The following is a 22,103-nucleotide window of genomic DNA, read 5'->3' on the forward strand; positions in this document are numbered from 1 at the left end:
AGCCGTGGCGGCCGGGGCTGCCTCCTCGGTGGCGGCCGTCGGCGCGGCCGCAGTCTCCGTGGCGGCCGGAGCTGCCTCGACGGGCGCGGGCGTCTCGGCGGCGGGCGCGGTCTCGGCCGGGCCAACCTGCTCGGTGCCGGCCGTCGGCGCGGCGGCGGTCTCCGTGGCGGCCGGGGCGGCAGCGTCCGTCGTCGCCAGCGCGGCCGTCGCCGTCGCGTCCGTCGTCGCCGGCGTCGTTGCGGCCGGGTCCGTCGTCGGCGTCGTCGCGGTCGTCGCTGCGGTGTAGGCCGCGGCGAGCGTCGCTTCCGTCTCGGCGGACGAGGCCGGCGTCGCTTCGCCCCAGGCGGCGGCGGAGCTGCTCGATGTCACGGCGAGCTTGCCCGTGGCGGCCTTGCCGGCGATCTGCTTCGCACCGGTCAGGTACTGCTCGGGGTTGACGGTCTTGCCGTTCTCGCGGACCTCGAAGTGCAGGTGCGGGCCGGTGCAGCTGCCGGTGCAGCCGACCTTGCCGATGACGTCGCCGACGTGCACGTACGTGCCGACCTTGGTGTTGATCTGGGAGAGGTGGGCGTAGCACGTGGACACGCCGCCCTCGTGCTCGATGCACACCAGGTTCCCGTAGCCGGACCCGTCCATGCCGGCCTTGGTCACGGTGCCGCACTGGGCGGCGCGGACGGCGGTGCCGGTGGGCGCGGCGATGTCCTTGCCCGCGTGGGCGTGGGAGCCGCGGTTCTCGCCGTAGACGCCGGTCGTCGTGCCGGACACGGGCGTGGCGATCTTGCCCGCGCCGCAGCCGGCGCCCGGCGTGGCGGGAGCGGGAGCCGCAGGGGTCTCGGCGGGCGCCTGGACCGTCTGGTCGGACACGGACTGCGGCTTGGTGACCGCGTTGCGGTTCTGCTCGGCGACGGCGCTGCGCTGCTTCGTCTTCGTCTTCGTCCGCGTCTTGGGCTTCGTCGTCGTCGTGGTGTTCGTCGGCGCCGGCCCGTCGACGCCCGCCTTGGGCGCGGTCGTCTTGTTGTTGACGGTGACGGTCGTCTTGCCGTCCTTGCCGACGTAGGACACGGACGACTGGAACATCTTCGTCCACGTCTTCGCGTCGACCGAGCCGGTGGCCGGGAGGCCGTTGACCTTCTGCCAGCGCTCCACGCCTCCCTGGGTGATCGGGCCGAAGATCCCGTCGGAATCGACGCCGACGACCTTCTGCACCGCGGCGACGGCCTCGCCCGTATCGCCGTAGTCGACCAGCGCGCCCGACGGCAGCGCGATCGCCGAGCCGGCGGACGGCGCGGCCGTCTGGGTGGACACCGACCGCTTGCCACCGACCGAGGCGACCGCCGCGAACGGCGCCGCGACCGGCCCGGCGGCCATCGACGCCGTGACCGCCACCGCCGCGCCCTTGCGACGCATCGCGTGCTTGCGCGCGGCTTCGGTGATCTCACGCCGGTGGACCGACCGCCGAAGCGAGCGCTGCCACAGCTCCGCGTCGCTCAGATCGCGGTTACGGGGTGCTACGTACGGGAACGACAACTCGTGAGCCGACAACTCTCACTCCTTTTAGGCCTCGTGCCTACGGGGTTAGCTGTCGGGCTCGCGCAAAGGCCTGCGCTACGCCGCCAAGCAGGCGGCGATTCGCCCCAACGACCGGACCAGTGGTCGCAATGGGTCCCCCGTTCCTCTCACCTCGGAAGGCGAGAGAACTCGGCTGTACTCATTTCAGCGCGCAAGCCTACACGACGGCGAAGCAGACTTACGTAAACCGGGAGCTATTCGGCGGGGATCGTGACGTTGCGGCCGGAGGACTTCGCGGCCGAGAGCGCATCCTGGGCGCGGAGCATCAGCAGCTCGGCCGGCTCCTCGCCGTCCCAGCGCGCGACACCGGCCGAAGCGGTCTGCCCACGCGGCGTCGCCGCGCGGACGCGGTCCAGCACCTCGACGGCCTCCGCAAGCCCACAGCTGGGCAGGACCAGCGCGAACTCCACGCCGTCCAGCCGTGCAAGCACGTCCACGTCGCGGAGCTCCGAGCGCCAGCGCGCCGCGGTCTCCTTGACGAGCCGGTCGCCCTCACCCTCGCCGCGCATCATGTTGAACGCGGCCATGTGGTCGAGGTCGAGGATCGCGACGGACACGGGCGTGTCGGCGCGACGGGCGCGCGCGAGCTCGCGCGGCAGCTCCTCGTCGAAGACGCGCTTGGTCACGAGCCCGGTCAGGGAGTCGGTCAGCGCGAGCGCCTCGACGCGGGCGCGCAGGCCCGCGTGCTCGATCGCGATCGCGGCCTGCGCGGCCACGAGCTTGAGCATCCCGCCGGAGGCCTCGGGCAGCTTCTCGAGCGGCCGCTGCCAGATCACGATCAGCACGCCGGCGACGTCGCCGTCACGCAGCACGGGCTCGAAGACCGCGGAGCGGGCCGTGGTCGCCTCGACCAGCGGAGCCGCCAGCGCGGGGTGGTTGCGCGCGTCGGCGACGAAGTACGCCTCCTTCGCGGTGAACGCCTTGCCGCCGCCGGACCCGTCGCCACGCGGCTGGATCGTCACGGGCTGCACGTTCGCGCCGGCCATCGCGGTGGACGCGAAGTCGCGGCCCTTGGGCTCGAGCAGGAACGCGACCGGCGCGTCCATCACCTCGCACGCCGCCTCGCAGATCGACTGGCGGGCGTCATCACCCGCGGCGAGTGCCTTGGCCACCCGGCCGATCGCACCCATTCCTCTTGCCTGATCTCGAAGCATGTCGTTGAACCTGCGCAAATCTCGTGCGTTGGACTCTCGTTCGAGCTCGCCCGCCAACACGCGGGCAAGCATCACGAACAGCTGCTCGTCGGCAGCGCTGAAGGCGTTACGGCGGCGTGAGACCGCGGCGAGGGACCCGACCTTGGTGCCGTCCGAGAGCTCGAGCGGCACGCCCAGGTAGGAGCGGGCGCCGGTGCGCTGGCGCATCGCGAGCTTCTTGTAGACGTCGACGTCCCCGAGGTCTCCGACCAGGCGCGGACCGCGGTCCTCGGCCATGTGCGAGCAGAACGCGTCGCCCAGGGGCAGCGCCTGATTCGAGCGCAGCCCGTAGTCTGCGCCGCGACGCACGTCCACGATGCGGTGGATGAACTGGCCCCGGTCGAGGTGGGCCATGAACACCGCGGAATCGGGCACGTGGCGCTCGAGCAGGTCGAGCACGGACCGGGTCGCGTCGGCGAACGAACGATAGGTCGTCGAGGTCGCCGCGGCAGCAGCCTGGATCGCAGTCACATCCACGTACGACATCATCGTCAAAGAACCGCCATCTCTAAAGCCGGTCATCCGTCCAATGAAACTCGCCACGTTCATTCCTCCAGGCACATCATCCGCTGCTGCAGGTGAGGTTCGCGACGACCGGATCGTGACCTTCACGACCGGCAAGCGCGTTCTCGAGCTGCTCGCGGACGGCGATCGGACGCCCGCCACGGGCCCCGACTACGCCCTGTCCGACGTCACGTTGCTCGAGCCGATCCTGCGCCCACCGGCGATCTTCTGCATCGGCCGCAACTACGCCGCGCACATCGCCGAGCTCGGCAACGAGAAGCCCGCCAAGCCGATCGTCTTCCTCAAGCTTCCGCTCTCCAGCGCGCCTCCCGGCGGTCCGGTGCTCACGCCGACCGCCAGCGAAGCACTCGACTACGAGGCCGAGCTCGTGCTCGTCATCGGCGCCAACCACGAGATTGCGGGCTACGCCGTCGCGAACGACGTCTCGGCGCGCGACCTACAGCGCTCCGAGGGCCAGTGGGCCCGCGCCAAGGGCTTCGACACGTCGTGCCCGTGGGGCCCGTGGATCACGACTGCGGACGAGCTGACGGACCCGCTCGGCCTGCGCATCACGACGCACGTCAATGGTGAGATCCGTCAGGACGGGAACACGCGCGACCTCATCTTCGGGCCGCGCGAGATCGTCGACTTCATCGGTGAGGCGTGCACGCTGGAGCCGGGCGCGATCGTGCTGACCGGCACGCCCAGCGGCGTCGGCGAGGCGTTCGATCCGCCCCGCTACCTGCAGCGGGGCGACACCGTGCGCTGTGAGATCGAGGCGCTCGGGGTGATCGAGCACCCCATCGCCTAGCCCCGGGGGGCTAGTGCGTGTGGATGACGCGGTCGATCAGGCCGTACTCGGCGGCCTGATCGGCGGTGAAGAAGCGGTCTCGCTCCATCGCCTTGTGCACGACCTCTTCGGGCTGCCCCGTGTGCTTGGCGTAGATCTCGTCGATGCGCTTGCGCGTCTTGATGATCTCGCGGGCGTGGATCTCGATGTCCGTCGACTGCCCCTCGAAGCCCGCGGAGGGCTGGTGGATCAGGATCCGCGAGTTCGGCAGCGAGAAGCGCTTGCCCTTCGTGCCGCCGGCCAGCAGCAGCGAGCCCATCGACATCGCGATCCCGACGCACATCGTCGCCACGTCGGGCTTGATGAAGTTCATCGTGTCGTAGATCGCCAGGCCCGCGTAGATCGAGCCGCCGGGCGAGTTGATGTAGATCGAGATGTCCTTATCCGGGTCCTGAGACTCCAGATGCAGCAACTGCGCGACGACGAGGTTCGCGACCTGATCATCGACCGCGCTGCCGAGGAAGATGATCCGCTCGTTCAGCAGCCGCGAGAAGATGTCGAACTCGCGCTCGCCGCGGGCGGTGCGCTCGATGACCATGGGGACGAGAGGCATTACGCCCCCACGATAGACGTCAAACGCCCAACGGGCGTGCTGGCTTGAGCCGCGCGAGCAGGCGCTCGATCCGGCGGGCCAGCTTGCGCGGGTTCAACCGCAGCGTGGCGGCGACGTCGGCGGGCTCCGTGCGGTCCACGAGCATCGCCAGCAGCGCCAGGTCCTCCGGGTCCACGCGGTGCGCGACGGCGTCCAGCTGCGAGCGGTCCAGCGCGGGCAGCGCGGTGCCGCCCCGGCCGACGGCGCGCAGCGCGGCGTAGAGCAGCTCGGCGTCGGCCTCCTTGGAGACCAGGCCGTCGGCGCCCGCGACGCGCGCGGTGACGTTGAGCGCGGGATCGTCGACCGCGGAGTACAGGACGACGCGCGGGGCATGCTCGAGGGCGCGCAGGCGCCGGGCCAGCGCGAGGTCGCCGGCGTCCAGGAGCACCACGTCCGGGCGCTGGCGCTCGACGAGCTCCAGTCCGTCCTTGGCCCCCACGGCCACACCCACCGGGACGAGGCCCGGCTCGGTGCGCAGCATCATCGCGAGACCGGCGCGAACGGCCGGCTGCGGATCGATGACCACGATGCGCGTCATGTCGGGAAGCATTTCTAAGTGCCCTGAACTCAGGCTAAAGGGAGACTCGGAGCTTGGTGATACGCAGGCCCTCGAGCTCCTCGATGCGCAGGGCCACGCCGTCGACCTGAGCCACGTCCCCTGGCCGTGGGCGGCGGCCCAGCGTGTCGAACGCGAGGCCCGCGAGCGTCCGCGGGCCCTCCTGCGGCAATTGCGTTCCCACCGTCTCATTGAAGTCATCGATGGTCATCGAGCCGGACGCCTCGACGGTCTTCTCGTCGATCCAGTCGAGGTCGTTGCGCGGCAGGTCGAACTCGTTCTCGATCTCGCCGACGATCTCCTCGAGCACGTCGTGCACGGTCACGATCCCGGCCGTCCCGCCGTACTCGTCGACCACGAGCGCCATCTGCTGGCGCCCCTCGCGCAGCTCCCGCAGGAGCGCGCCCAGGTCCTTGGTGACCGGGACGATCGGCGGCTGGCGCGCGAGCGCGCCGACGAGCTCCCCGCGCGCGGCGACCATGTCGCGGAAGTGCACGACGCCGACCAGGTGGTCGAGCGACCCGCGGCCGACCGGGTAGCGCGAGTGGCCGTGCTCGACCAGCGCCGCGAGCGCCTCCTCGCCGGTCAGCGTCGCCTCGAGCCAGACCACGTCGGGCTCGGGCACCATCACGTCGCGCACCTCGCGGCTCGCGAAGTCGAACACGTTGTGCAGGAGCTCCTCCTGCGCACGCGGGATCACGCCCTGGCCCTCGGCCTCGTCGACCAGCGCCCGCAGCTCCTCGGCCGACTGGACCGACTCGCCCGCCATCACCTCGGTGACCCCGAACGGCTTGAGCAGGACGCCCGCCGATTCCTGCAGCACCCACACCACGGGCCGCAGCACCTTCGCCAGCAGCTCGACCGGCCGCGACACCAGCGACGCGAGCAGCTCCGCCTTCTCGATCGTCAGCGCCTTCGGCACCAGCTCGCCGAGCACGACGCTCAGGTACGTCACGATCGCGAACGCGATCAGGAACGCCAGCCACGACGGGACGCCCTCACCGAGCACGTTGCGGATCGCGGTCTCGCCGACGATGCCGCTGAGCACGCCGATCGCCGTGATCCCGACCTGCACGGTCGAGATCACCCGCACCGGATCCTCCATCAGCCGGAGCGCCGCCTCCGCGCCTTTTCCACCCCGTTTGCGCAGCGCCGAGCGTCGCGCGGTGACGATCGAGTACTCGCCGATGACGAAGAAGGCGTTGCCGGCGATGAGGGCCAGCAACGCGAGCATGCGAAGGAGATCGTCCACGTAAGAGGGGTACCCAGGCTAACGTTCTGGCCCGGGTGTTCGAGCTCAACCTGCCGAACGTCCTGACCCTGCTCCGGATCCTGCTGGTGCCCGTGCTCGTCGCGGCGCTCGTGCAGGAGGGTGGAGGGCTGGACGGAATCGCCGCCGCGGTGTTCGCATTCGCGTCGTTCACGGACGCCCTCGACGGGTGGATCGCTCGCCGTCAGAAGTCCGTCACCACGTTCGGCAAGCTGATGGACCCGCTCGCCGACAAGCTGCTGGTGACGGCCGCGCTCGTGAGCCTGGTCTCGCTCGACCGCGTGAGCGCCTGGGTGGCGATGGTGATCATCGCGCGCGAGTTCGCGGTCACCGGCCTGCGTCAGCTCGCGATGGAGCACGGCGAGGTCATCGCCGCGAGCATCTGGGGCAAGATCAAGACCGCCTTCCAGGTCGCGATGGTGATGGCGCTGATCCTCGTCGAGGGCTCGCCGCTGTGGCTGGACGCGCTCGTGTGGGTGACGACCGTCGTCACGGTCATCAGCGGCGCCGACTACTTCTTCGGCTTCAGGTCACTCGTGCAGGCTCGCCAGGCCCGTCGCGCTCCCAGCTGACCTCCTCGTCCTTCCAGGGCACGCCGTCCAGCCGGAGCGGCCCGACGTCGGCGAGCCCCGCGCCCGCCACGTCGCGGAAGAACGTGTCCAGCCACGCGCAGGCGCCGGTGGGCGCCCAGACGCTCCACACACGCGCGTAACGCTCCGCCCAGCCGAGCCGGCCGAGGACGTGCAGCATCCATGAGGTCTCGATGTCGCTCGTCAGCTGCAGCGCGTCGACCGCCTGCGCGAGCCCCATCCGCTCGCGCGCGCCGAAGTCCTCGAGCAGGAACGGGAGCGCCGCCGTCCAGGTGATGTGCGGCTGGTCGCGGAAGTAGCCCTCGCGCAGGAAGCGCGCCGCGACCGGGCCGGCCAGCTCCGGGCCGCCGAGCGCGCGGACCATGCCCCAGTGCCAGACGGCCTGGTCCAGGCGGGGCGGGATCGCCGCGAACCCGCCGCGCGCGACGACCGCGTTCAAGGCCGCCTCGCGCGCGGCGGCCAGCTGCACCTGGTGGTGCTCGCCGAGCTCGATCGCGGGCGTGTACGGGTCACCGGCACCGTCCCAGTGCGACAGCTTGCTCTCGACCCCGTAGACCGCGCGCATCCAGCGCAGGTCGCGCAGCTTGAGCGCCAGCGGCCCCGGCCCGTCCACGTAGGCGGCGAACCAGCGCGCCGCGTACATCTCGGCCAGCGCGCGCGAGTCGGTGGTGAGCTGCGGCGCGTGCGTGGCCATCCACTTCACGAACGGCCGCTCCTCGAGGTTCCCCACCGCGCGCCCGCCGCTCAACGACACGCGCAGCCCGCGCGCGGACGGCGCGCCCTGCACCTCCACCCGGCCGGAGCCCTCGTAGGACCAGTCGGCGCACAGGACGTCGCCGCGCAGGCCGCGGCGCTCGGTCATCCGGCACGCGTCCGTGAGCGCGTAGACCGTCTCGGTGAAGTCCGGGTCCCAGCGGTGGGCCAGGACGCGCGGGGTGACCTCGACCCGGTCGACGAGGACGGTTACGCGCGCTCGCGGGAACCCGGGGACGAGCCCCGGGTCGATCGCGAAGCCAGGCCCGACGACGTCAGTGCGCGCCGTCGAGCCACTCACGGAGCGACACGTGGTGCGAGGACTGCTCGCCCGTGGCGATCTCGCCGCGCACCTCGCCCAGGAGCCCGAACCGCTCGGCCTGCACGTTGTGCTGGTGGATCGTCTCCAGGTTCTCCTGGCGCGCCGACACGAAGTGGCGGTCGGTCAGGAAGTCCAGCTCCTCGACGACGCCGCGGATCATCTCGCGCACGCAGTCCTCGACGAAGCGCGGGCGGCGGTGCGCCTTCTCGACCACCGCGCCCTCGTCGGAGCGCTTCATCAGCTCGTAGATCTCCGAGGACATCGACTCCTCGACGATCCGCACGAGCCACTGGGCGTCGATGTCGGTGTCGCAGTCCTCGGGGCAGCCGATGTGCAGCGTGCCGAGGCCGCGCTGGTTGTGCGTGGCCACCGGGACGGCCTCGAAGATGCGGGCGATCTCGTCCTCGGAGAAGCCGTCGTCGAGCAGCCGCTCGTGCGAGCGCGCCTGCACGGCCGTCTGCGCGCACGGGCACGCGGTCATGCCGGCGGCCCGCACGCCGATCAGCCGGCGGGTGCCGCTTGCGCTGGCCACGGCGGCGCCGAGCAGCGAGTAGATCTCCTGCGTCTCGATGCCCGAGACGGGCGCGGGCTTGTGCTCGGGGTAGCGCGCCTCGATGTGCACCTCGGCGCGCAAAGCTCCCTGACGGTCACGAACCTTCTCGGCGATGTGCGCGGCGAGCGTCTCGGCGCGGAACGCCGCCTCACCGAGCACGACCTCGCCGATGGCGTCGTTGACGTCCTCCTCGAAGCGGCTCATGTGCGCGCCCTTCTGGTGCGGACCGAGATCCACGAAGCAGTCCAGACGGGCGTAAAACAGCTGTTCAGCGCCATTCGCGACGATGCGGATGACCTTTTCGACGTTGGTTACACCCACGCGCGAGAGCGAGAGGGAGAGCGTCGGAGCCTGGCTCTGGACGTCCTCGAAGGGCAGAGTCATGACACCCAAGCCTAGGGGACAGGGCGAACCTGGACGAATGGACCAAGGTTTTCCCAAAGACAGACCACGTATCCCGTGCTACAAAGCCGGGACAGCGCATACGAGTTTCCCTCCGATCACGAGGGCTAAACCAAAAACTCGGCGCACGCGCGACGACTCGTCGCACACAGACGGATAAGGCACGGATGGGAGCGACTCCGGGGGCGGGGCTCGCTCAAGTTACGTCCAAGAAGGATTTGAGGGTTGGGCACCAAGACCGAAGCACTGTTGGCGGATGACGCGTCGATCACGGAAATCGACGAGCTCAAGCCGCTCATCGCCGAAGGCCAGGATCGGGGGACCCTGACCGTCGAGCAGATCGCTGCCTCGCTGGAAGAGGTGGAGGTCACCAAGGAGCAGATCGCGGAGCTTCACGCGTACCTGCTGGACCAGGGGATCGAGATCGTCACGGCTGAAGGCAAGCCCGTGACCAACTCGGAGCCCGAGGCGCGCTCGGCGAAGGACTCGCCGGACGCCAAGAAGCCTGAGATCGACCTCACGGTGGAGCCCAGCCTGGATTCGCTGCGGCTGTACCTGCGCTCGATCGGCAAGGTGCAGCTGCTCACGGCCGACCGCGAGGTCGAGTTGGCGCGCCGCATCGAACGTGGCGACCTGGTCGCCAAGCAGGAGATGGTCGAGGCCAACCTGCGCCTCGTCGTCTCGATCGCCAAGGGTTACCTCGGCCGTGGCCTGTCGTTCCTGGACCTGATCCAGGAGGGCTCGCTCGGCCTCATCCGCGCGGTGGAGAAGTTCGACTACCGGCGCGGCTACAAGTTCTCGACCTACGCCACCTGGTGGATTCGCCAGGCCGTCACGCGCGCGATCGCGGACAAGGGCCGGACGATCCGCATCCCGGTCCACATGGTCGAGAAGCTCAACAAGGTGGTGCACGTCGAGCGCCAGCTCGTCCAGCAGCTCGGTCGCGAGCCGCTGCCCGAGGAGATCGCCGCCGAGCTGGAGTGCTCGGTGCGCGAGGTGCGAGACATCCTGCGCATGGCGCAGCAGCCGGTCTCCCTCGAGAAGCCGATCGGTGAAGAAGAGGAATCCGAGCTGGGCGACTTCGTCGAGGACGAAGCTGCCGAGTCCCCCTTCGAAGTGGCCTCGGAGAACCTCCGCAAGGAGAACGTGCGGCGGGCGCTGGATGCGCTTCCGCAGCGCGAGCGCGAAGTCATCGAGATGCGCTTCGGCCTCACCGGCGCGCGTCCGTACACGCTGGAGGAGGTCGGGCGGGCGTTCAACGTCACGCGCGAGCGCATCCGCCAGATCGAGAACCACACGCTCAAGAAGCTCGAGTCACTCCCGGAAGCTCAGCGCCTCCGGGACGCGACCTAGGACGTCAATCGCGCGCGGATCTCGCTCCAGAGATCCGCGTACGCGAGCGCCGCGCGGCTGCGCGGCGCGAAGTCCACGAGCGCTGCGCGTTCGGAGCCCATGCGCTCGACGTCGGCGCTGGCCGGGATGATCGTCTTCAGCACGTCGTGCTCGCCCGCGAGCTCGTCCATGATCTGCCGGTGCAGCTTCTTGCGGCGGTCGGCCATCGAGAAGAAGCCGAGCACCTTCGGCCCGCCGCTCAGCACCTCGTGCAGCTGCTCGAGCGTGCGTGAGCTGAGCGTCGCCGGGATGATCGGCACGATCAGGGCGTCCGCGGCCTCGAAGACGTTCTCGGACACGAGGCTGATGCTCGGCGGGCAGTCGAGGAAGACGTACTCGTACTCGTCCAGCGGCTTGATCACGCGGTTCAGCCGGTTCGTCTTCGCGCCGTCGAGCGCCAGGTCCATGTGGCGGTAGGAGAAGTCCGCCGGCAGCAGGTCCAGGCCCTCGGTGTCGGTGCCTTTGATCTGGCCGTCCGCGTCGGTCTTGCCGCGCACGAGCTTCGCGCCACCGCCCTTGATCTTGGGCTTGACGCGGAACAGGAACGTGCTCGCGCCCTGCGGGTCCAGGTCCCACAGCAGCGTGTGCGCGCCGCCGTGCGCCGCGAGCGTCGCGAGGTTGACGGCCGCCGACGTCTTGCCGACGCCGCCCTTGATGTTGTAGGTCGCGAGGACGTGGCTCATCCGAAGTGCTCCTTGACGATGTCACGCTGCGCCTTGGACGCGAACGCCTCGAACCGGTCGGCGAACTCGGCGCGGGCGGCGATCTCCTCCTGCATGAAGCGCTCGACGAGCACGCCCATCGCCATCACCGTGTGCGGGGCGTCCTTGAGCGCCGGCGCGAGCTCGCGCAGCGCGTTGGCCTGCACCTCGCGGTCCTGGAAGCGGCCGAGCTGGTCCTGCAGGCCCTTGAGCGTCTTCACGAACGGCTTGATGACCTCGGGCGGGTACAGGCTCGCGAAGAACTCGAGCAGGTAGCGCAGCTCCTTGCCGACCTTGCGCAGGTCGTGCAGGGCCTCGGCCGGCGAGTCGTCGTCGATCGCCGAGCCCTCCTTGACCATCTTGCGGTAGACGCGGGTGATGCGGTGCGACGCGAGGTCCTTGACCGTGCGGTCGGCGGGGCGACGGCTGGTGACGAACTGCTCCCAGTCGGCGAGCGCCTCGGTCGTGCGCTTGGCGCGCAGCGCGCGGCGGGTGGAGGTGAGCGCCCGCGCGCGGCGCGTCTCGATCACGCCGCGCAGCGGCTCGAGGTCGGCGCGCATCTTCTCCGGCAGCGACGCCTGGAGGTCGTCGAAGTCCAGGAGGTAGACGTCCATGTCGCGCAGGTCGCCGGTCTCGGCCTGCAGGCGCTTGAACTCCGTGCGGAAGTGCTCGAGCCGCTCGCTCGGGTAGATGTTCTTGAACTGGCGCTGCAGGCTGCGCGTGCGGCGGACCGCGACGCGGAAGTCGTGCAGGAACTCGGAGTCGACGTCCTCGAACGTGCCCGGCACGTTCTCGCGGATGACCTCGACCAGGCGGGTGAACACCGTTGCGGCCGCGACGTTGGCGGGGTCTTCCGGGTTCAGCGCGAGGTTGAGCTTGGCGCTCGTTCCGGCGGGGTCGCCACCGGCCGCGACGATCGCCTCATCCACGAGCGGGACGGTCGCCTCGGGCAGCGCGAGCGTGTCGGCCAGGACGGCCACGACGCGGTCGAGCTCGCGCTCGTAGCCGCGGACGGCGCTCGCGGTCACGCGTCCATGCGCGCCGGTCGTGCTTGCGGCGAGCGTGAGCCGCGCGACGGTCTTGGCGTCCTCGTTGAGCACGGCGACCGGCAGCGTCTGGACGCGGAGCCTCGCCACCGGCAGCAGCGCGCGCATCTCGATCTCCGGCGCGAGCCGCTCGCGCAGCGCGTCCGGGAGGTCGCGGTCGAACAGGCGCTTCGCGGCCGTGCTTTCCGCCGCGGCGAGCTCGGCGCCGTCCTCGCGGGCGGTGAGCACGAGCTTCCCGCCGGCGTGGTGGAGCGTGACCCCCGCGGCGTGCAGGCGGCCGTCGAACGTGTCGTAGAAGGTCGTGATCGAGCTGGTGGCCCGGCCCGCTCTGAGGCTCAGGTGCTCACCCAGCGACGCTCGTGCCGCAGCGAGATCGGCCCCTTCCGGTAACACGTGGGTAACAACCGTCATCGGGCGGCAGTCTCGCAGACCGAGCGTTAACATTTGGCCCTACGGCGCGATTTTCCCACGCCGGACTCCCTGAGTGCCCGTCCACGCCGGCGCCTTCAGCGGGAGCAAAGGGGATCGCTGTCCCCGGGAAGATGCGAGGTTGTGGCTGTGCACCCGAACCCGACGGGCGCGAGGCCGCGTGGAGGCTGGCGCCGGTCGCTCGGAGAACACACATGACCGCTCGTAAGCACTTCAAGGCCCTGGTTCGCGACCGGATGCGCAAGACCGGGGAGCCGTACACCGTCGCGCGCCGCCACGTCGAGGCGGCGGCGCCCGTCCCCTGGGAGCTGCGCGGCGGCGTGCACGGCGAGACCGCCGCGTTCGCCAACGTGCTGGCCAACCTCGGCGTCGAGCACGAGGGCGCGCCCCTGTCGGAGGCGATGATCCTCGGCGTCGGCGGCGGGCTCGGCGCGGGCTACATCCTCTGGGAGTTCGAGCGCTGGGGCTACCGGGCGCTGACGCTCGGCTTCCGGCGCGAGTGGCAGTACCCCGCGCGCTGGGCCGCCGGCACGGCCGAGCGGCTCGGCCTGCACGCCGAGTTGCACGAGACGGGCGGCGCGAAGGGCGCGGCCGCCGCGCTCGACGCTCAGCTCGACCGGGGCCTGCCCGCGATCGCCTGGATCGACCCGTACCGGCTCGGTCACCGCGGCCTGCCGGAGAGCCGCGACGGGTTCGGTGGGGCGCCGATCGTCGTCTACGGCCGCGAGGGCTCCGGCTATCTGATCGACGACCGGTCGACGCGGCGTGAGGTCGTGAGCGCGGAGCGGTTGCGGGCCGCGCGGGCGCGGGTGGTCTCCTACAAGCACCGGCTGATCACGATCGACCCGGCGCGGGTGGACGTCGGGGACCTGCGGGAGGCGGTCGCGACGGGGCTGGCGCTCCAGGTCGAGCACCTGAGCGCGAAGTCCGACTCGTTCTCGCTGCCCGCCTGGCGCAAGTGGGCGCGGATGACCACGGACACGCGCAACGCGAAGGGCTGGCCGACCGTCTTCGCCGACGGCCGCGGGACCGCGAGCGCCCGCGCCTCGATCTACACCGGCGCGGCGGAGGGCGCCCGGCTGCGCGGGCTCTACGCGGACTTCCTCGACGAGGCGAGCGCGCTGCTCGGCCGCGACCTGTCGGTGCCCGCGGCCGCGTGGCGCGAGGCCGCGGCGGCCTGGGAGGCGATCGTCGACGTCGCGCTCCCACCGGGCGACGCGCTGCGCACGGTGATCGACCGCGACGACCCGGAGCGCTGGACGCTGCAGGCCGAGCGCGACCAGGCGGGCGAGATGCCGGCGCTTGCCGAGCCGGTCGCGGCGATGTACGAAGCGGAGGTCGCCGCGCTCGAGCGGCTCAGGAGCGCTTCAGCCTGACCTCGGCGCTCGCGGCCGCGCCGCTGTCCTCGCGCCAGCTCAGCTTCGCGCGCTTGGACCGTGCGCCGGGCGGGAGCGGCAGTGCGTAGCGGGTGGTCTGGCCGCCCATGACGGCGTAGGGCGCGGTGCCCGTCTTCCCGCTCTTGAGCTCGATCGTCATCACGCCATGGCAGCCGGCGGTGCTCGCACACGCGAGGTCGAGCATCGCCATGCCGCTGCGCACGCGCAGCTCGCGGTCGACCAGGCGCGGCGCCGCGCCGCGTCCGGTCTGCTCGCCGGTCTCGGCGAGCACGGCCATGCCCATGTCGTGCGCCGAGCGCACCAGCGAATAGGTGCCGAAGCCCACCACGAGCAACGCGACCAGAACTGCCCATCTCATGCCGGGCAGTGTGCGGCAATCAGCGCTTCTTGCCTATTCCGTTCGTCTTGGGGTGAAGACCCCAATCGTGCAGCGGCGCGCGGCCGCGCATGCCCGCGTCCGTGAACACCTCGAGCGCGCGACAGCACGCCGCCGCCTTCTGGGCGAGCGGGAGCGGCACCTTCATCGCCTTGGCGAGTTCGCGCGTGGTGAAGGGCGCTTCGAGGACCGGGAGCAGCGCGGCGACGTGAGCGGGGTTGCTCAGCTCGATCCGGTCGATCACGTCGCGCAGGCGGCGCTGACCCGGGTCGCGCATGTACCGCCGACCGCGCACCGGGGCGGGCGCGCGCACGTGGTCCTCACGGCACAGCAGCACCTCGATCGTGAGGTTCGGGTGGCTGAGCAGGGTCGGGAACGAGACGAGGCCCTCGAAGATCGTGGCGGGCCCGGGCTTCTTCGGGGACCGCTTGGTCGAAAGCACCTCGCCGTGCTCGTCGACCCGGAGGATCCGGCGCTCGGTCGGGACGGGGTGGACGATGCGCACCCGATGGCGGTCGAGCAGCGCGTCGAGCTTCGCGCGGAGCGGTGAGAATCCGCCCGTCTGGATCTCGACGAGCTCGCCGTCCGCGCGCACGAGGTCGATCACGTAGCCGTCGACCCGCACCTCGAAGGCGTCGCCCGGGCCGGCGAGCATCGCCTTCAGGTCGCGGTGAAGCGGACCTTCGCGGAGCTGTCCGATCCCCGTCATGACGAGGACACGCTACGTGGTCCACCTGACAACCGGCTCAGGATCGCCGCCTCCCCGCCGACCTAGGTGGACAGAAGTCGGAGCCGACCAGCGGCTCCCTCAGTCCAGGAGACCCTCCCCCCTCATGCGATTCAACCCGGGCGCCGTCATCAGGCGCGCCACCACCATCGGCGCGCTCGCGCTCGGCGCGGTCGCGCTGACCGCCGGCCCCGCCTCCGCCACCGCCAGCACCTCGACCTCCGCCGTCCTGATCGCGACGCCGGGCTCCGTCCCCACCGGCTCGACCACGCAGCTGACCGCGACGATCTACGCCGGCAACGTCGTGGCGACCGCCGCGGGCGGCACCGTGACCATGAAGATCGCCGGCGCGGCGATCGACGGTTGTACCGCGCTGCCGGTCGTCAACGGCACGGCGACGTGCACGAGCCCGGTGTTCCCCACCGTGGACTTCAAGCGGATCGACGTCGCCTACTCGGGCAACTCCCCGTACGAGCCCTCCAACGGCTACACGTGGCTGAGCATCTACGGTCCGGCGTCGATCGAGGCGTCCGTCGCCCCGAACGTCGTCGACCAGCGCGCCGCGATCACCTACAAGGCCAACGTGGTCGGCGCCCAGCTCACGTCGACGGGTGACGTCAGCGTCCTCTCGCCGCCGCAGGACCTCGGCACCGTCGCGTTCTTCGTCGACGGCGTCGCCGTCCCGGCTTGCGCCGCGCAGCCCGTCAGCGCCCAGGGCCTCGCCACGTGCTCGACGAGCGCGCCCGCCGTCAAGGGCGCGCACAAGCTCAAGACCAGCTTCAGCGGCGTCGACGGCGCCGGCCCGGCCTCGGCCACCGCGCCGTTCACGGTCCTCGCCCCCGAGGTCACCGTCGCCGCCACCGACTTCGGCTCGCTGACCGTCGGCGCGACCTCCAGCCGCACGGTCACCGTCACGAACACGGGTGACAGCGCGCTCAAGTTCGGCACGGTCGCCGTCACCGGCCCGTTCACCGTCGTCGGCGGCACCTGCGTCGACGCCAAGCTCGCGGCGGGCGCGACCTGCACGCTCGAGCTCGCGTTCACGCCGGCCGCCGCCGGCGCCCACACCGGTGCGCTCACGCTCAACCACAACGCCGGCGACGGCGTGACCACGGTCGCGCTCAGCGGCACGGCCGTCGCCGCCGCCGCGCCGGTGCCGCCGGTTTCGACGCCGCCCGCGAAGCCCGCGACGCTCGACCCGGCCAAGAAGCCGACGTTCACGGTGTCGGTGCCCTCGGGTGACGGCGCGAAGGCGTCGCAGGTCCCGACGCTGAAGCTGCCGCTGAGCTGCCCCGCCCTGACCGAGTGCGAGCTCAACGGCAAGCTCACGATCGAGCAGTCCGCGCTCGTCAACGGCAAGGCCAAGAGCTCCGCCGCGGCGACCACCACGGTCGCGAAGTTCTCCAAGGTGCAGGTGCAGGCCGGCGGTCTCAAGACCGTCAAGCTCGAGCTGTCCGCGGCGTTCATCAAGTCCGCCCAGAAGAAGGGCATCCGCCGCATCCGGGCGACCCTGACCATCAACACCGTGCTCGGCAGCGGCGAGAAGCTCACCACCGCCCAGCGCATCACGATCGTGATCCCCAAGGCCGCCAAGCAGAAGGTCGCCGCCAAGCAGCAGGTGAAGCCGAAATTCACCGGCTGATCCCCCAGCTGAACCGAGGCCGCCTGCGGGCGGCCTCGGCCCTGGCGTTGCTGCTCGCCGCCTGCGCCACCGCGCCGGCGGCGGCGCAGGAGCCGGTGCCCGAGGCCACGCCCCAGGCCACGCCCGAGGCGTCCGTGCCCGCGCACCCGCGCCCGACGGCGCGCTCCGCGTACACCGCGCGCGTGACGGCGCCGACCGTCGCCCGGACCAAGCCGGGCCGTGGCCGGACGCTCGACACCGTCGGGACCCGGACGCCGTTCTGGGGCGGCCCGAACGTGCTGCTCGTCCTGGACGCCCGCGTCGTGGACGGCCAGGCCTACGTGAAGGTCCTGCTCAAGCGCATGCCCGCCGGCTCCTCCGGCTGGATCCGCGCCGACCGCGTCAAGCTCGAGCGCACGCGCCGCCGCGTCGTGGTCGACCTCTCCGACCGCACGGTGACGCTGCTCAAGGGCGGCCGCCGGACGTTCCGAGCGAAGGTCATCGTCGGCGCGAAGGCGACGCCGACCCCGACCGGCCTGTTCGCGGCCGACGCACCGGTCGACCTGCCCGGCGGCAACGAGCTCGGCCGCCGCATCCTCGCCATCACCGCCTACTCGCGCGCGCTCGCCCGCTACCAGGGCGGCATCCCGCAGATCGCGTTCCACGAGTACGAGCAGCTCGGCGCGCCGCTGGGCACCGCGGCCTCACACGGCTGCGTCCGGATGGCACGCGCCACGCTGGCCAAGCTGCGGCGCGAAGTCCCGCGCGGCACGCCCGTGCTCATCCGGCCCTGACGCCGAATCGGACGCTCGCGTCCGAATTGTTCGGCAGCGAACATCCAGAGTTCGGGATGGAAGCCGACGAAAGTGGGCAAGGAGGCACGCCGGCAGTTGGTCGCGTGCCATTGCTCATGGAAGGGACCCGATGCGATTCACCCTGGGCGGCGTACGACGCGCCGCTGCGATTCTGACCGCTGTCGTCGCCGCTCCGGCGTTGCTGGCCGCCCCGGCCGCCGCCGACCCCGCGGGCGACACGATCGGCGCGTACAACCTCTCCGCCCCGGTGGACGGCACCACCGGCTCGGCCCGCGCCGTCCTGCAGCACGGCTACATCGCGCCCTCCGACGGCTTCGTCACCGACCTCGGTGGTCGCTTCATCTGCACGGACGGGTCCTGCGGCGACGTGAAGGTCGTCGTGCTGCGTGAGACGAGCACGCCGGGCACGTGGGAGGTCGTCAAGAAGTCGGACCCGGTCAACCCGGACGGCTACGACCTGTCCGCGCAACGCCTTCCGCTCCCGGAGAAGCTGCGCGTCAAGGACGGTGACTCGATCGCCGTCGAGCTCGGGCCGGACGCGAGCATCCAGTACCAGAACGCTCCGGAAGGCACGATCTCGCTGTCGTCGACCGGCTTCGGCCAGGCGACGAAGGTGTTCGAGACCACGGAGTACGCGCGCGACATCCTCTACAACGTCGCCTTCGAGCCGCTGCCGTCGGTGTACACGAACTTCGCGGATACGGCGCCCGAGACGGTGCTCGCCGGGACGACGTCGACCTACGAGGTCGAGCTCAGCGCGCCCGACGCGCCGAGCTCGGCGCCCGCGATCGCCGGCACCGTGTCCCTCACGATCGACGGCGACCCGCTCGCGGGCTGCCAGGACCTCCCGGTCGTCCAGGACAAGGCCTCGTGCCAGGCCCAGGCGCCCGCCGGCTTCACCTATCGCGAGATCACGGCGACCTACAGCGGCGACGAGAACTACGTCGCGAGCAAGGCGGCGAAGCTCTACCAGTACGTGATCGAGCCGGCCAAGATCAAGCCCGAGGCGACGCCGAACCCCGTCGCGCGGTCGGCGAAGATCACCTACAACGCCGAGATCGCGAACGTCCTGCTCGCCTCGGTCGGCCCCGCCGGCGGGTACGACACCGGCACGGCCGCGTTCTTCGTCGACGGCCAGCCCGTCGCGGGCTGCGCCACGCAGCCCGTCACCGAAGAGGGCCTGACCAAGTGCCAGTCGTTCGCGCCGGCCGTCGCCGGTCCGCACACGCTGAAGGTCGCCTACTCCGGCGACGAGCTGCGCGCCCCGAGCCAGGCGGAGACCCCGTTCGTTGTGATCGGCCCGGCCGCGCAGGTCACGGACGCCGTCGCCTTCGGCTCGATCGGCGTCGACGCCACCGAGACGCGCACGGTCACGGTGACCAGCGCCGGCAAGGTGGAGCTCGAGTTCTCCCTCGCCTCGCTGCAGGCCGACCCCGCGTTCGCGTTCGTCTCCACGACGTGCGACGGCGCGCTGTCCCATGGGAAGACCTGCGACTACGTCATCGCCTACCGCCCGACGGCCGCCGGCACGCACACGGGCCAGCTCGTGATCACGCACAACGGTGGCTCCAGCGCGGTCGCGCTGAGCGGCACCGCGGTCGCTCCGGCGGCCCCCGTCGCGCCGACCCCGACCGCAACGCCGACCCCGACGTCGACGCCGAAGCCCGCGACGATCGACCCCGAGAAGAAGCCGACCTTCACGGTGTCGATGCCGACGGGCAGCAGCGCCAACGCCGCGTCGGTCCCGACGCTGAAGCTGCCGCTCTCCTGCCCGGCGCAGACCGAGTGCGAGCTTGACGGCAAGCTCACGATCGAGGAGTCCGCGCTCACGAGCCGCAAGGCGCGCGCGTCCGCGGCCACGACCAAGACCGTGGCGAAGTTCTCGAAGGTGCAGGTCGAGGCCGGTGGCCTGAAGACGGTCAAGCTCAAGCTCTCGCCGGCGTTCATCAAGTCCGCCCAGCAGCGCGGCATCCGCCGCATCAAGGCGACGTTGACGATCAACACGGTGCTCGGCAGCGGCGAGAAGCTCACCAGCGCCCAGCGGATCACGATCGTGATCCCCAAGGCCGCGAAGAAGCAGGCCGCCGCCAAGCCGCGGATCAAGCCGCGCTTCACGGGCTGATCGCACACCTGACACAGTTGCTCGATGGTCGGCCGCGATCACGAGCGCTCATTGGTCCGGACCTTCCTTCAGCGAGGGTTCGATCCGACGGCGCTCGTGCTTCGCGGTGAGGCCGGGATCGGCAAGACCACGCTGTGGGAGGCCGGCCTCGCGCTCGCGGAGGAACGCGGGCTGCGGGTGCTCGTCGCGCGGCCGTGTGAGACCGAGGCCAAGCTCTCGTTCGCGGGGTTGATCGACCTGTGCGAGCACGTGGACCTCGACGTGCTGCCCGCGCCGCAGCGGGAGGCGCTGGAGATCGTGCTGCTGCGCCGCGCGCCGGCGAGCGCGCCGCCCGAGCCGCACGCGATCGGCCTGGCGCTGCGCGGCGCGCTCGCGGCGGCGGCGCCGGTGCTGGTGGCGATCGACGACGTGCAGTGGCTGGACGCGCTGTCCGCGGAGGCGCTCGCGTTCGCGGCGCGCCGGCTGGTGGACGCGCCGGTCGGGTTCCTCGTCGCCCAGCGCGCCGGGGAGCCGTCCCCGCTCGAGGACGCGCTCGCGCGCCGGTCGCTCACGGTCGTCGACGTCGGTCCGCTCAGCGCCGGCGAGCTGCGCGGCGTGGTGGCGGAGCGGCTCGGCGTCGAGCTGCCCGTGCCGGCGCTGCAGCGGATCACGGCCGCGACGCTTGGCAACCCGCTGTTCGCGCTGGAGATCACGCGGGCGCTGCCGCTGACCGGCGACGAGCTGCCGGTTCCCGCGGCGGTCGAGGAGCTGCTGGGCGTGCGGGTGGCGGCCCTGCCCGACCGCGACCGCTGGCTGCTGCTGGCGGTCGCGCTCGGGGCGGACCTGCACCTGGACGCGCTCGAGGTGATCGGCGAAGGCGTGCGGGAGGCGCTGCAGGCCGGGTTGCTCGTCGCCGACGGCGACCGGGTCCGCGCGGGGCATCCGCTGCTCGCCGCGGTCGCGCGCACCACCGCGCTGCCGAGCGAGCGCCGCGCCGTGCACGCGGCGCTGGCGGAAGTGGTGCGTGAGCCCGAGCGGCGGGCGCTCCACCTCGCGCTGGCCACCGAGGACGCCGACGAGGAGCTCGCGGAGTACCTGAGCTTGATGGCGACGCAGGCGGCGGCGCGCGGCGCCCGTCCGGAGGCGGTCGCGCTCGGCGAGCAGGCGCTGCGGCTCACGGCGCCGGAGGAGGACGCGTGGGCGGCGCGCGTGCTCGCGCTCGCGGGGTACCTCGAGTCCGCGGGGGAGCGCCGGCGCGTGCGCGACCTGCTCACGCCGGTGCTCGACCGGCTCCCGCCCGGCGAGCCGCAGGTCCGCGCGTGGCTGCTGCTGTCCGAGAGCGGGGTGGAGACGCGGTCCGACCACGCCGAGCACATCGAGCGCGCGCTCGCGGCGGCCGGGCACGACCTCGAGCTGCGCCGGCGCGTGCTCGCGCTGAAGGCGCTCAGCACCGCGGCGGAGGGCGTCGAGCGGATCCCCGAGGCGATCGTCTGGGGGCTCGAGTCGCTGCCCGAGCCCGACGCGATGCGGGCGCTCGGGTGGGCGCGGGCGCTGCGCGGGCTGGAGATCGACGGCGTCTGCGAGCAGTTCGACGCGGCGGTCGGGCCCGGCGCGCACCTGATCGACTCGCCCTGGCCGCTCGCCGCGCTGCGGCGCTCGTGGCGCGGCGAGGTCGGGCCCGCGCGCGAGGCGACGACGCGGTTCCTGACGCTCGCCGCCGAGCGCGGGGAGTCCGTCGGCTACGCGTGGCTGCGCCTGAACCTGACGGAGATCGAGCTGCGCGCCGGCGCGTGGGACGCCGCGGAGCGGCTGCTGGACGAGTGGGAGGCGTCCGACGAGGGCGAGTTCCTGATCACGCCGACCTACCAGCGCTGCCGCGCGCTGCTCGCCGCCGGTCGCGGGGACGCCGAGGCCGCGCGGCGGTGGGCGACCCCCGCGCTCGAGGAGGCCGAGCGCCGCCAGTACACGTGGCAGATCCTGGAGGCCAACCGCGCGCTGGGCCTCGCCGCGCTGATCGCCCACGACCCGGCGACGGCGTCCGCGCACCTGCGGCTGGTGCACGCGCACTGCGAGCGCGAAGGCGTGGAGGAGCAGGGAGCCTTCCCGGTCGCCGCCGACCTGCTCGAGGCCCTCGACGAGCTCGGCGAGGACGACGAGGCCGCCGCGGTGCGCGCCCGGCTCGCGGGCCTCGCGCACGATCCCTTCGCGGCGCACGCGCACCCCTGGGCGGCCGCGACGGTGCTGCGCGTCACCGGCGAGGCCGAGGCCGCGGCGGCCGCCTACGAGCACCGCGACGGCGGCGCCCCCGAGCAACTTCCATGTGCGTGCCATGAGTCACAAGATA

The 22,103-nt window shown here is 71.7% G+C and carries 19 protein-coding genes and 1 riboswitch; of the genes, 8 read left to right on the forward strand and 11 right to left on the reverse strand.

Annotated elements, in window-relative coordinates:
* Both OJ997_RS33265 and OJ997_RS33270 read right to left on the reverse strand, forming a co-directional pair.
* A partial coding sequence (locus tag OJ997_RS33265) for a peptidoglycan DD-metalloendopeptidase family protein (protein ID WP_270029726.1) occupies window positions 1-1,542 on the reverse strand: 1,542 nt, incomplete at its 3' end.
* Window positions 1,543-1,549: 7 nt separating this feature from the next.
* A riboswitch (cyclic di-AMP (ydaO/yuaA leader) is annotated at window positions 1,550-1,714 on the reverse strand.
* Between the two features lie 49 nt (window positions 1,715-1,763).
* Window positions 1,764-3,239, reverse strand: coding sequence for a sensor domain-containing diguanylate cyclase (locus tag OJ997_RS33270; RefSeq protein ID WP_270029727.1), 1,476 nt, complete (start codon window positions 3,237-3,239; stop codon window positions 1,764-1,766).
* Between the two features lie 124 nt (window positions 3,240-3,363).
* On the opposite strand from OJ997_RS33270, the gene OJ997_RS33275 reads away from it, so the two are divergent.
* Window positions 3,364-4,077 carry a fumarylacetoacetate hydrolase family protein gene (locus tag OJ997_RS33275; protein WP_270029728.1) on the forward strand — a complete coding sequence of 238 codons (714 nt, stop codon included), beginning with the start codon at window positions 3,364-3,366 and terminating at the stop codon, window positions 4,075-4,077.
* A 10-nt stretch (window positions 4,078-4,087) separates the two neighbouring features.
* Here the strand turns inward: OJ997_RS33275 and OJ997_RS33280 are convergent, their stop codons facing one another.
* Genes OJ997_RS33280 through OJ997_RS33290 form a run of 3 tightly spaced genes read right to left on the reverse strand, consistent with a single transcriptional unit; the run spans window position 4,088 to window position 6,516 of the window.
* Window positions 4,088-4,669 (reverse strand): ATP-dependent Clp protease proteolytic subunit, encoded by a 582-nt coding sequence (locus OJ997_RS33280; protein ID WP_270029729.1) that lies wholly within the window; start codon window positions 4,667-4,669, stop codon window positions 4,088-4,090.
* A gap of 19 nt (window positions 4,670-4,688) precedes the next feature.
* A complete protein-coding gene (locus OJ997_RS33285) occupies window positions 4,689-5,246 on the reverse strand; it encodes a response regulator (RefSeq protein ID WP_270029730.1) in 558 nt (185 codons plus the stop codon).
* Between the two features lie 34 nt (window positions 5,247-5,280).
* On the reverse strand, window positions 5,281-6,516 hold the full coding sequence (locus tag OJ997_RS33290; RefSeq protein WP_270029731.1) for a hemolysin family protein: 1,236 nt from the start codon (window positions 6,514-6,516) through the stop codon (window positions 5,281-5,283).
* 35 nt (window positions 6,517-6,551) lie between these two features.
* Here OJ997_RS33290 and pgsA point away from each other — a divergent pair, with 35 nt between their 5' ends.
* Entirely contained in the window at window positions 6,552-7,106 is a 555-nt protein-coding gene (gene pgsA / locus OJ997_RS33295) for a CDP-diacylglycerol--glycerol-3-phosphate 3-phosphatidyltransferase (RefSeq protein ID WP_270029732.1), read from the forward strand.
* Here the strand turns inward: pgsA and OJ997_RS33300 are convergent.
* Both OJ997_RS33300 and mptA read right to left on the reverse strand, forming a co-directional pair.
* Window positions 7,060-8,178, reverse strand: coding sequence for a hypothetical protein (locus OJ997_RS33300; RefSeq protein ID WP_270029733.1), 1,119 nt, complete (start codon window positions 8,176-8,178; stop codon window positions 7,060-7,062). The genes pgsA and OJ997_RS33300 overlap by 47 nt on opposite strands.
* Window positions 8,153-9,136, reverse strand: coding sequence for a GTP cyclohydrolase MptA (gene mptA / locus OJ997_RS33305; RefSeq protein ID WP_270029734.1), 984 nt, complete (start codon window positions 9,134-9,136; stop codon window positions 8,153-8,155). The genes OJ997_RS33300 and mptA overlap by 26 nt, the downstream gene beginning before the upstream one ends.
* Window positions 9,137-9,379: 243 nt before the next feature.
* Here mptA and OJ997_RS33310 point away from each other — a divergent pair, with 243 nt between their 5' ends.
* Window positions 9,380-10,507 (forward strand): sigma-70 family RNA polymerase sigma factor, encoded by a 1,128-nt coding sequence (locus tag OJ997_RS33310; RefSeq protein WP_270029736.1) that lies wholly within the window; start codon window positions 9,380-9,382, stop codon window positions 10,505-10,507.
* Here OJ997_RS33310 and OJ997_RS33315 read toward each other — a convergent pair.
* Both OJ997_RS33315 and OJ997_RS33320 read right to left on the reverse strand, forming a co-directional pair.
* Window positions 10,504-11,229 carry a ParA family protein gene (locus OJ997_RS33315; RefSeq protein WP_270029737.1) on the reverse strand — a complete coding sequence of 242 codons (726 nt, stop codon included), beginning with the start codon at window positions 11,227-11,229 and terminating at the stop codon, window positions 10,504-10,506. The genes OJ997_RS33310 and OJ997_RS33315 overlap by 4 nt on opposite strands.
* Window positions 11,226-12,686 carry a CYTH and CHAD domain-containing protein gene (locus OJ997_RS33320; RefSeq protein WP_270029738.1) on the reverse strand — a complete coding sequence of 487 codons (1,461 nt, stop codon included), beginning with the start codon at window positions 12,684-12,686 and terminating at the stop codon, window positions 11,226-11,228. The genes OJ997_RS33315 and OJ997_RS33320 overlap by 4 nt, the downstream gene beginning before the upstream one ends.
* A 230-nt stretch (window positions 12,687-12,916) precedes the next feature.
* On the opposite strand from OJ997_RS33320, the gene OJ997_RS33325 reads away from it, so the two are divergent.
* Window positions 12,917-14,098, forward strand: a complete 1,182-nt coding sequence (locus OJ997_RS33325) for a BtrH N-terminal domain-containing protein (RefSeq protein WP_270029739.1) — start codon at window positions 12,917-12,919, stop codon at window positions 14,096-14,098.
* On the opposite strand, the gene OJ997_RS33330 is transcribed toward OJ997_RS33325, so the two are convergent.
* Together OJ997_RS33330 and OJ997_RS33335 are read right to left on the reverse strand one after the other, a co-directional pair.
* The gene (locus OJ997_RS33330; RefSeq protein ID WP_270029740.1) at window positions 14,079-14,477 is read right to left on the reverse strand and encodes a hypothetical protein; all 399 of its coding nucleotides are present in this window, start codon (window positions 14,475-14,477) and stop codon (window positions 14,079-14,081) included. The two genes, OJ997_RS33325 and OJ997_RS33330, sit on opposite strands and share 20 nt — an antisense overlap.
* Window positions 14,478-14,496: 19 nt before the next feature.
* A complete protein-coding gene (locus OJ997_RS33335; RefSeq protein WP_270029741.1) occupies window positions 14,497-15,204 on the reverse strand; it encodes a DUF8091 domain-containing protein in 708 nt (235 codons plus the stop codon).
* Window positions 15,205-15,328: 124 nt separating this feature from the next.
* Between OJ997_RS33335 and OJ997_RS33340 the strand changes: the two genes are divergently transcribed.
* The 4 genes from OJ997_RS33340 to OJ997_RS33355 all read left to right on the forward strand — a co-directional run.
* Complete coding sequence (locus tag OJ997_RS33340; protein ID WP_270029742.1) at window positions 15,329-16,864, forward strand: choice-of-anchor D domain-containing protein; 1,536 nt, start codon at window positions 15,329-15,331, stop codon at window positions 16,862-16,864.
* Between the two features lie 47 nt (window positions 16,865-16,911).
* The gene (locus OJ997_RS33345) at window positions 16,912-17,637 is read left to right on the forward strand and encodes a L,D-transpeptidase (protein ID WP_270029743.1); all 726 of its coding nucleotides are present in this window, start codon (window positions 16,912-16,914) and stop codon (window positions 17,635-17,637) included.
* A 130-nt stretch (window positions 17,638-17,767) separates the two neighbouring features.
* Window positions 17,768-19,780 carry a choice-of-anchor D domain-containing protein gene (locus tag OJ997_RS33350; protein ID WP_270029745.1) on the forward strand — a complete coding sequence of 671 codons (2,013 nt, stop codon included), beginning with the start codon at window positions 17,768-17,770 and terminating at the stop codon, window positions 19,778-19,780.
* A gap of 24 nt (window positions 19,781-19,804) precedes the next feature.
* Window positions 19,805-22,103 (forward strand): AAA family ATPase (locus OJ997_RS33355; RefSeq protein WP_270029746.1); only part of this gene is annotated, 2,299 nt, incomplete at its 3' end.

It is taken from the genome of Solirubrobacter phytolaccae, from assembly GCF_027587195.1.
Lineage (GTDB): Bacteria > Actinomycetota > Thermoleophilia > Solirubrobacterales > Solirubrobacteraceae > Solirubrobacter > Solirubrobacter phytolaccae.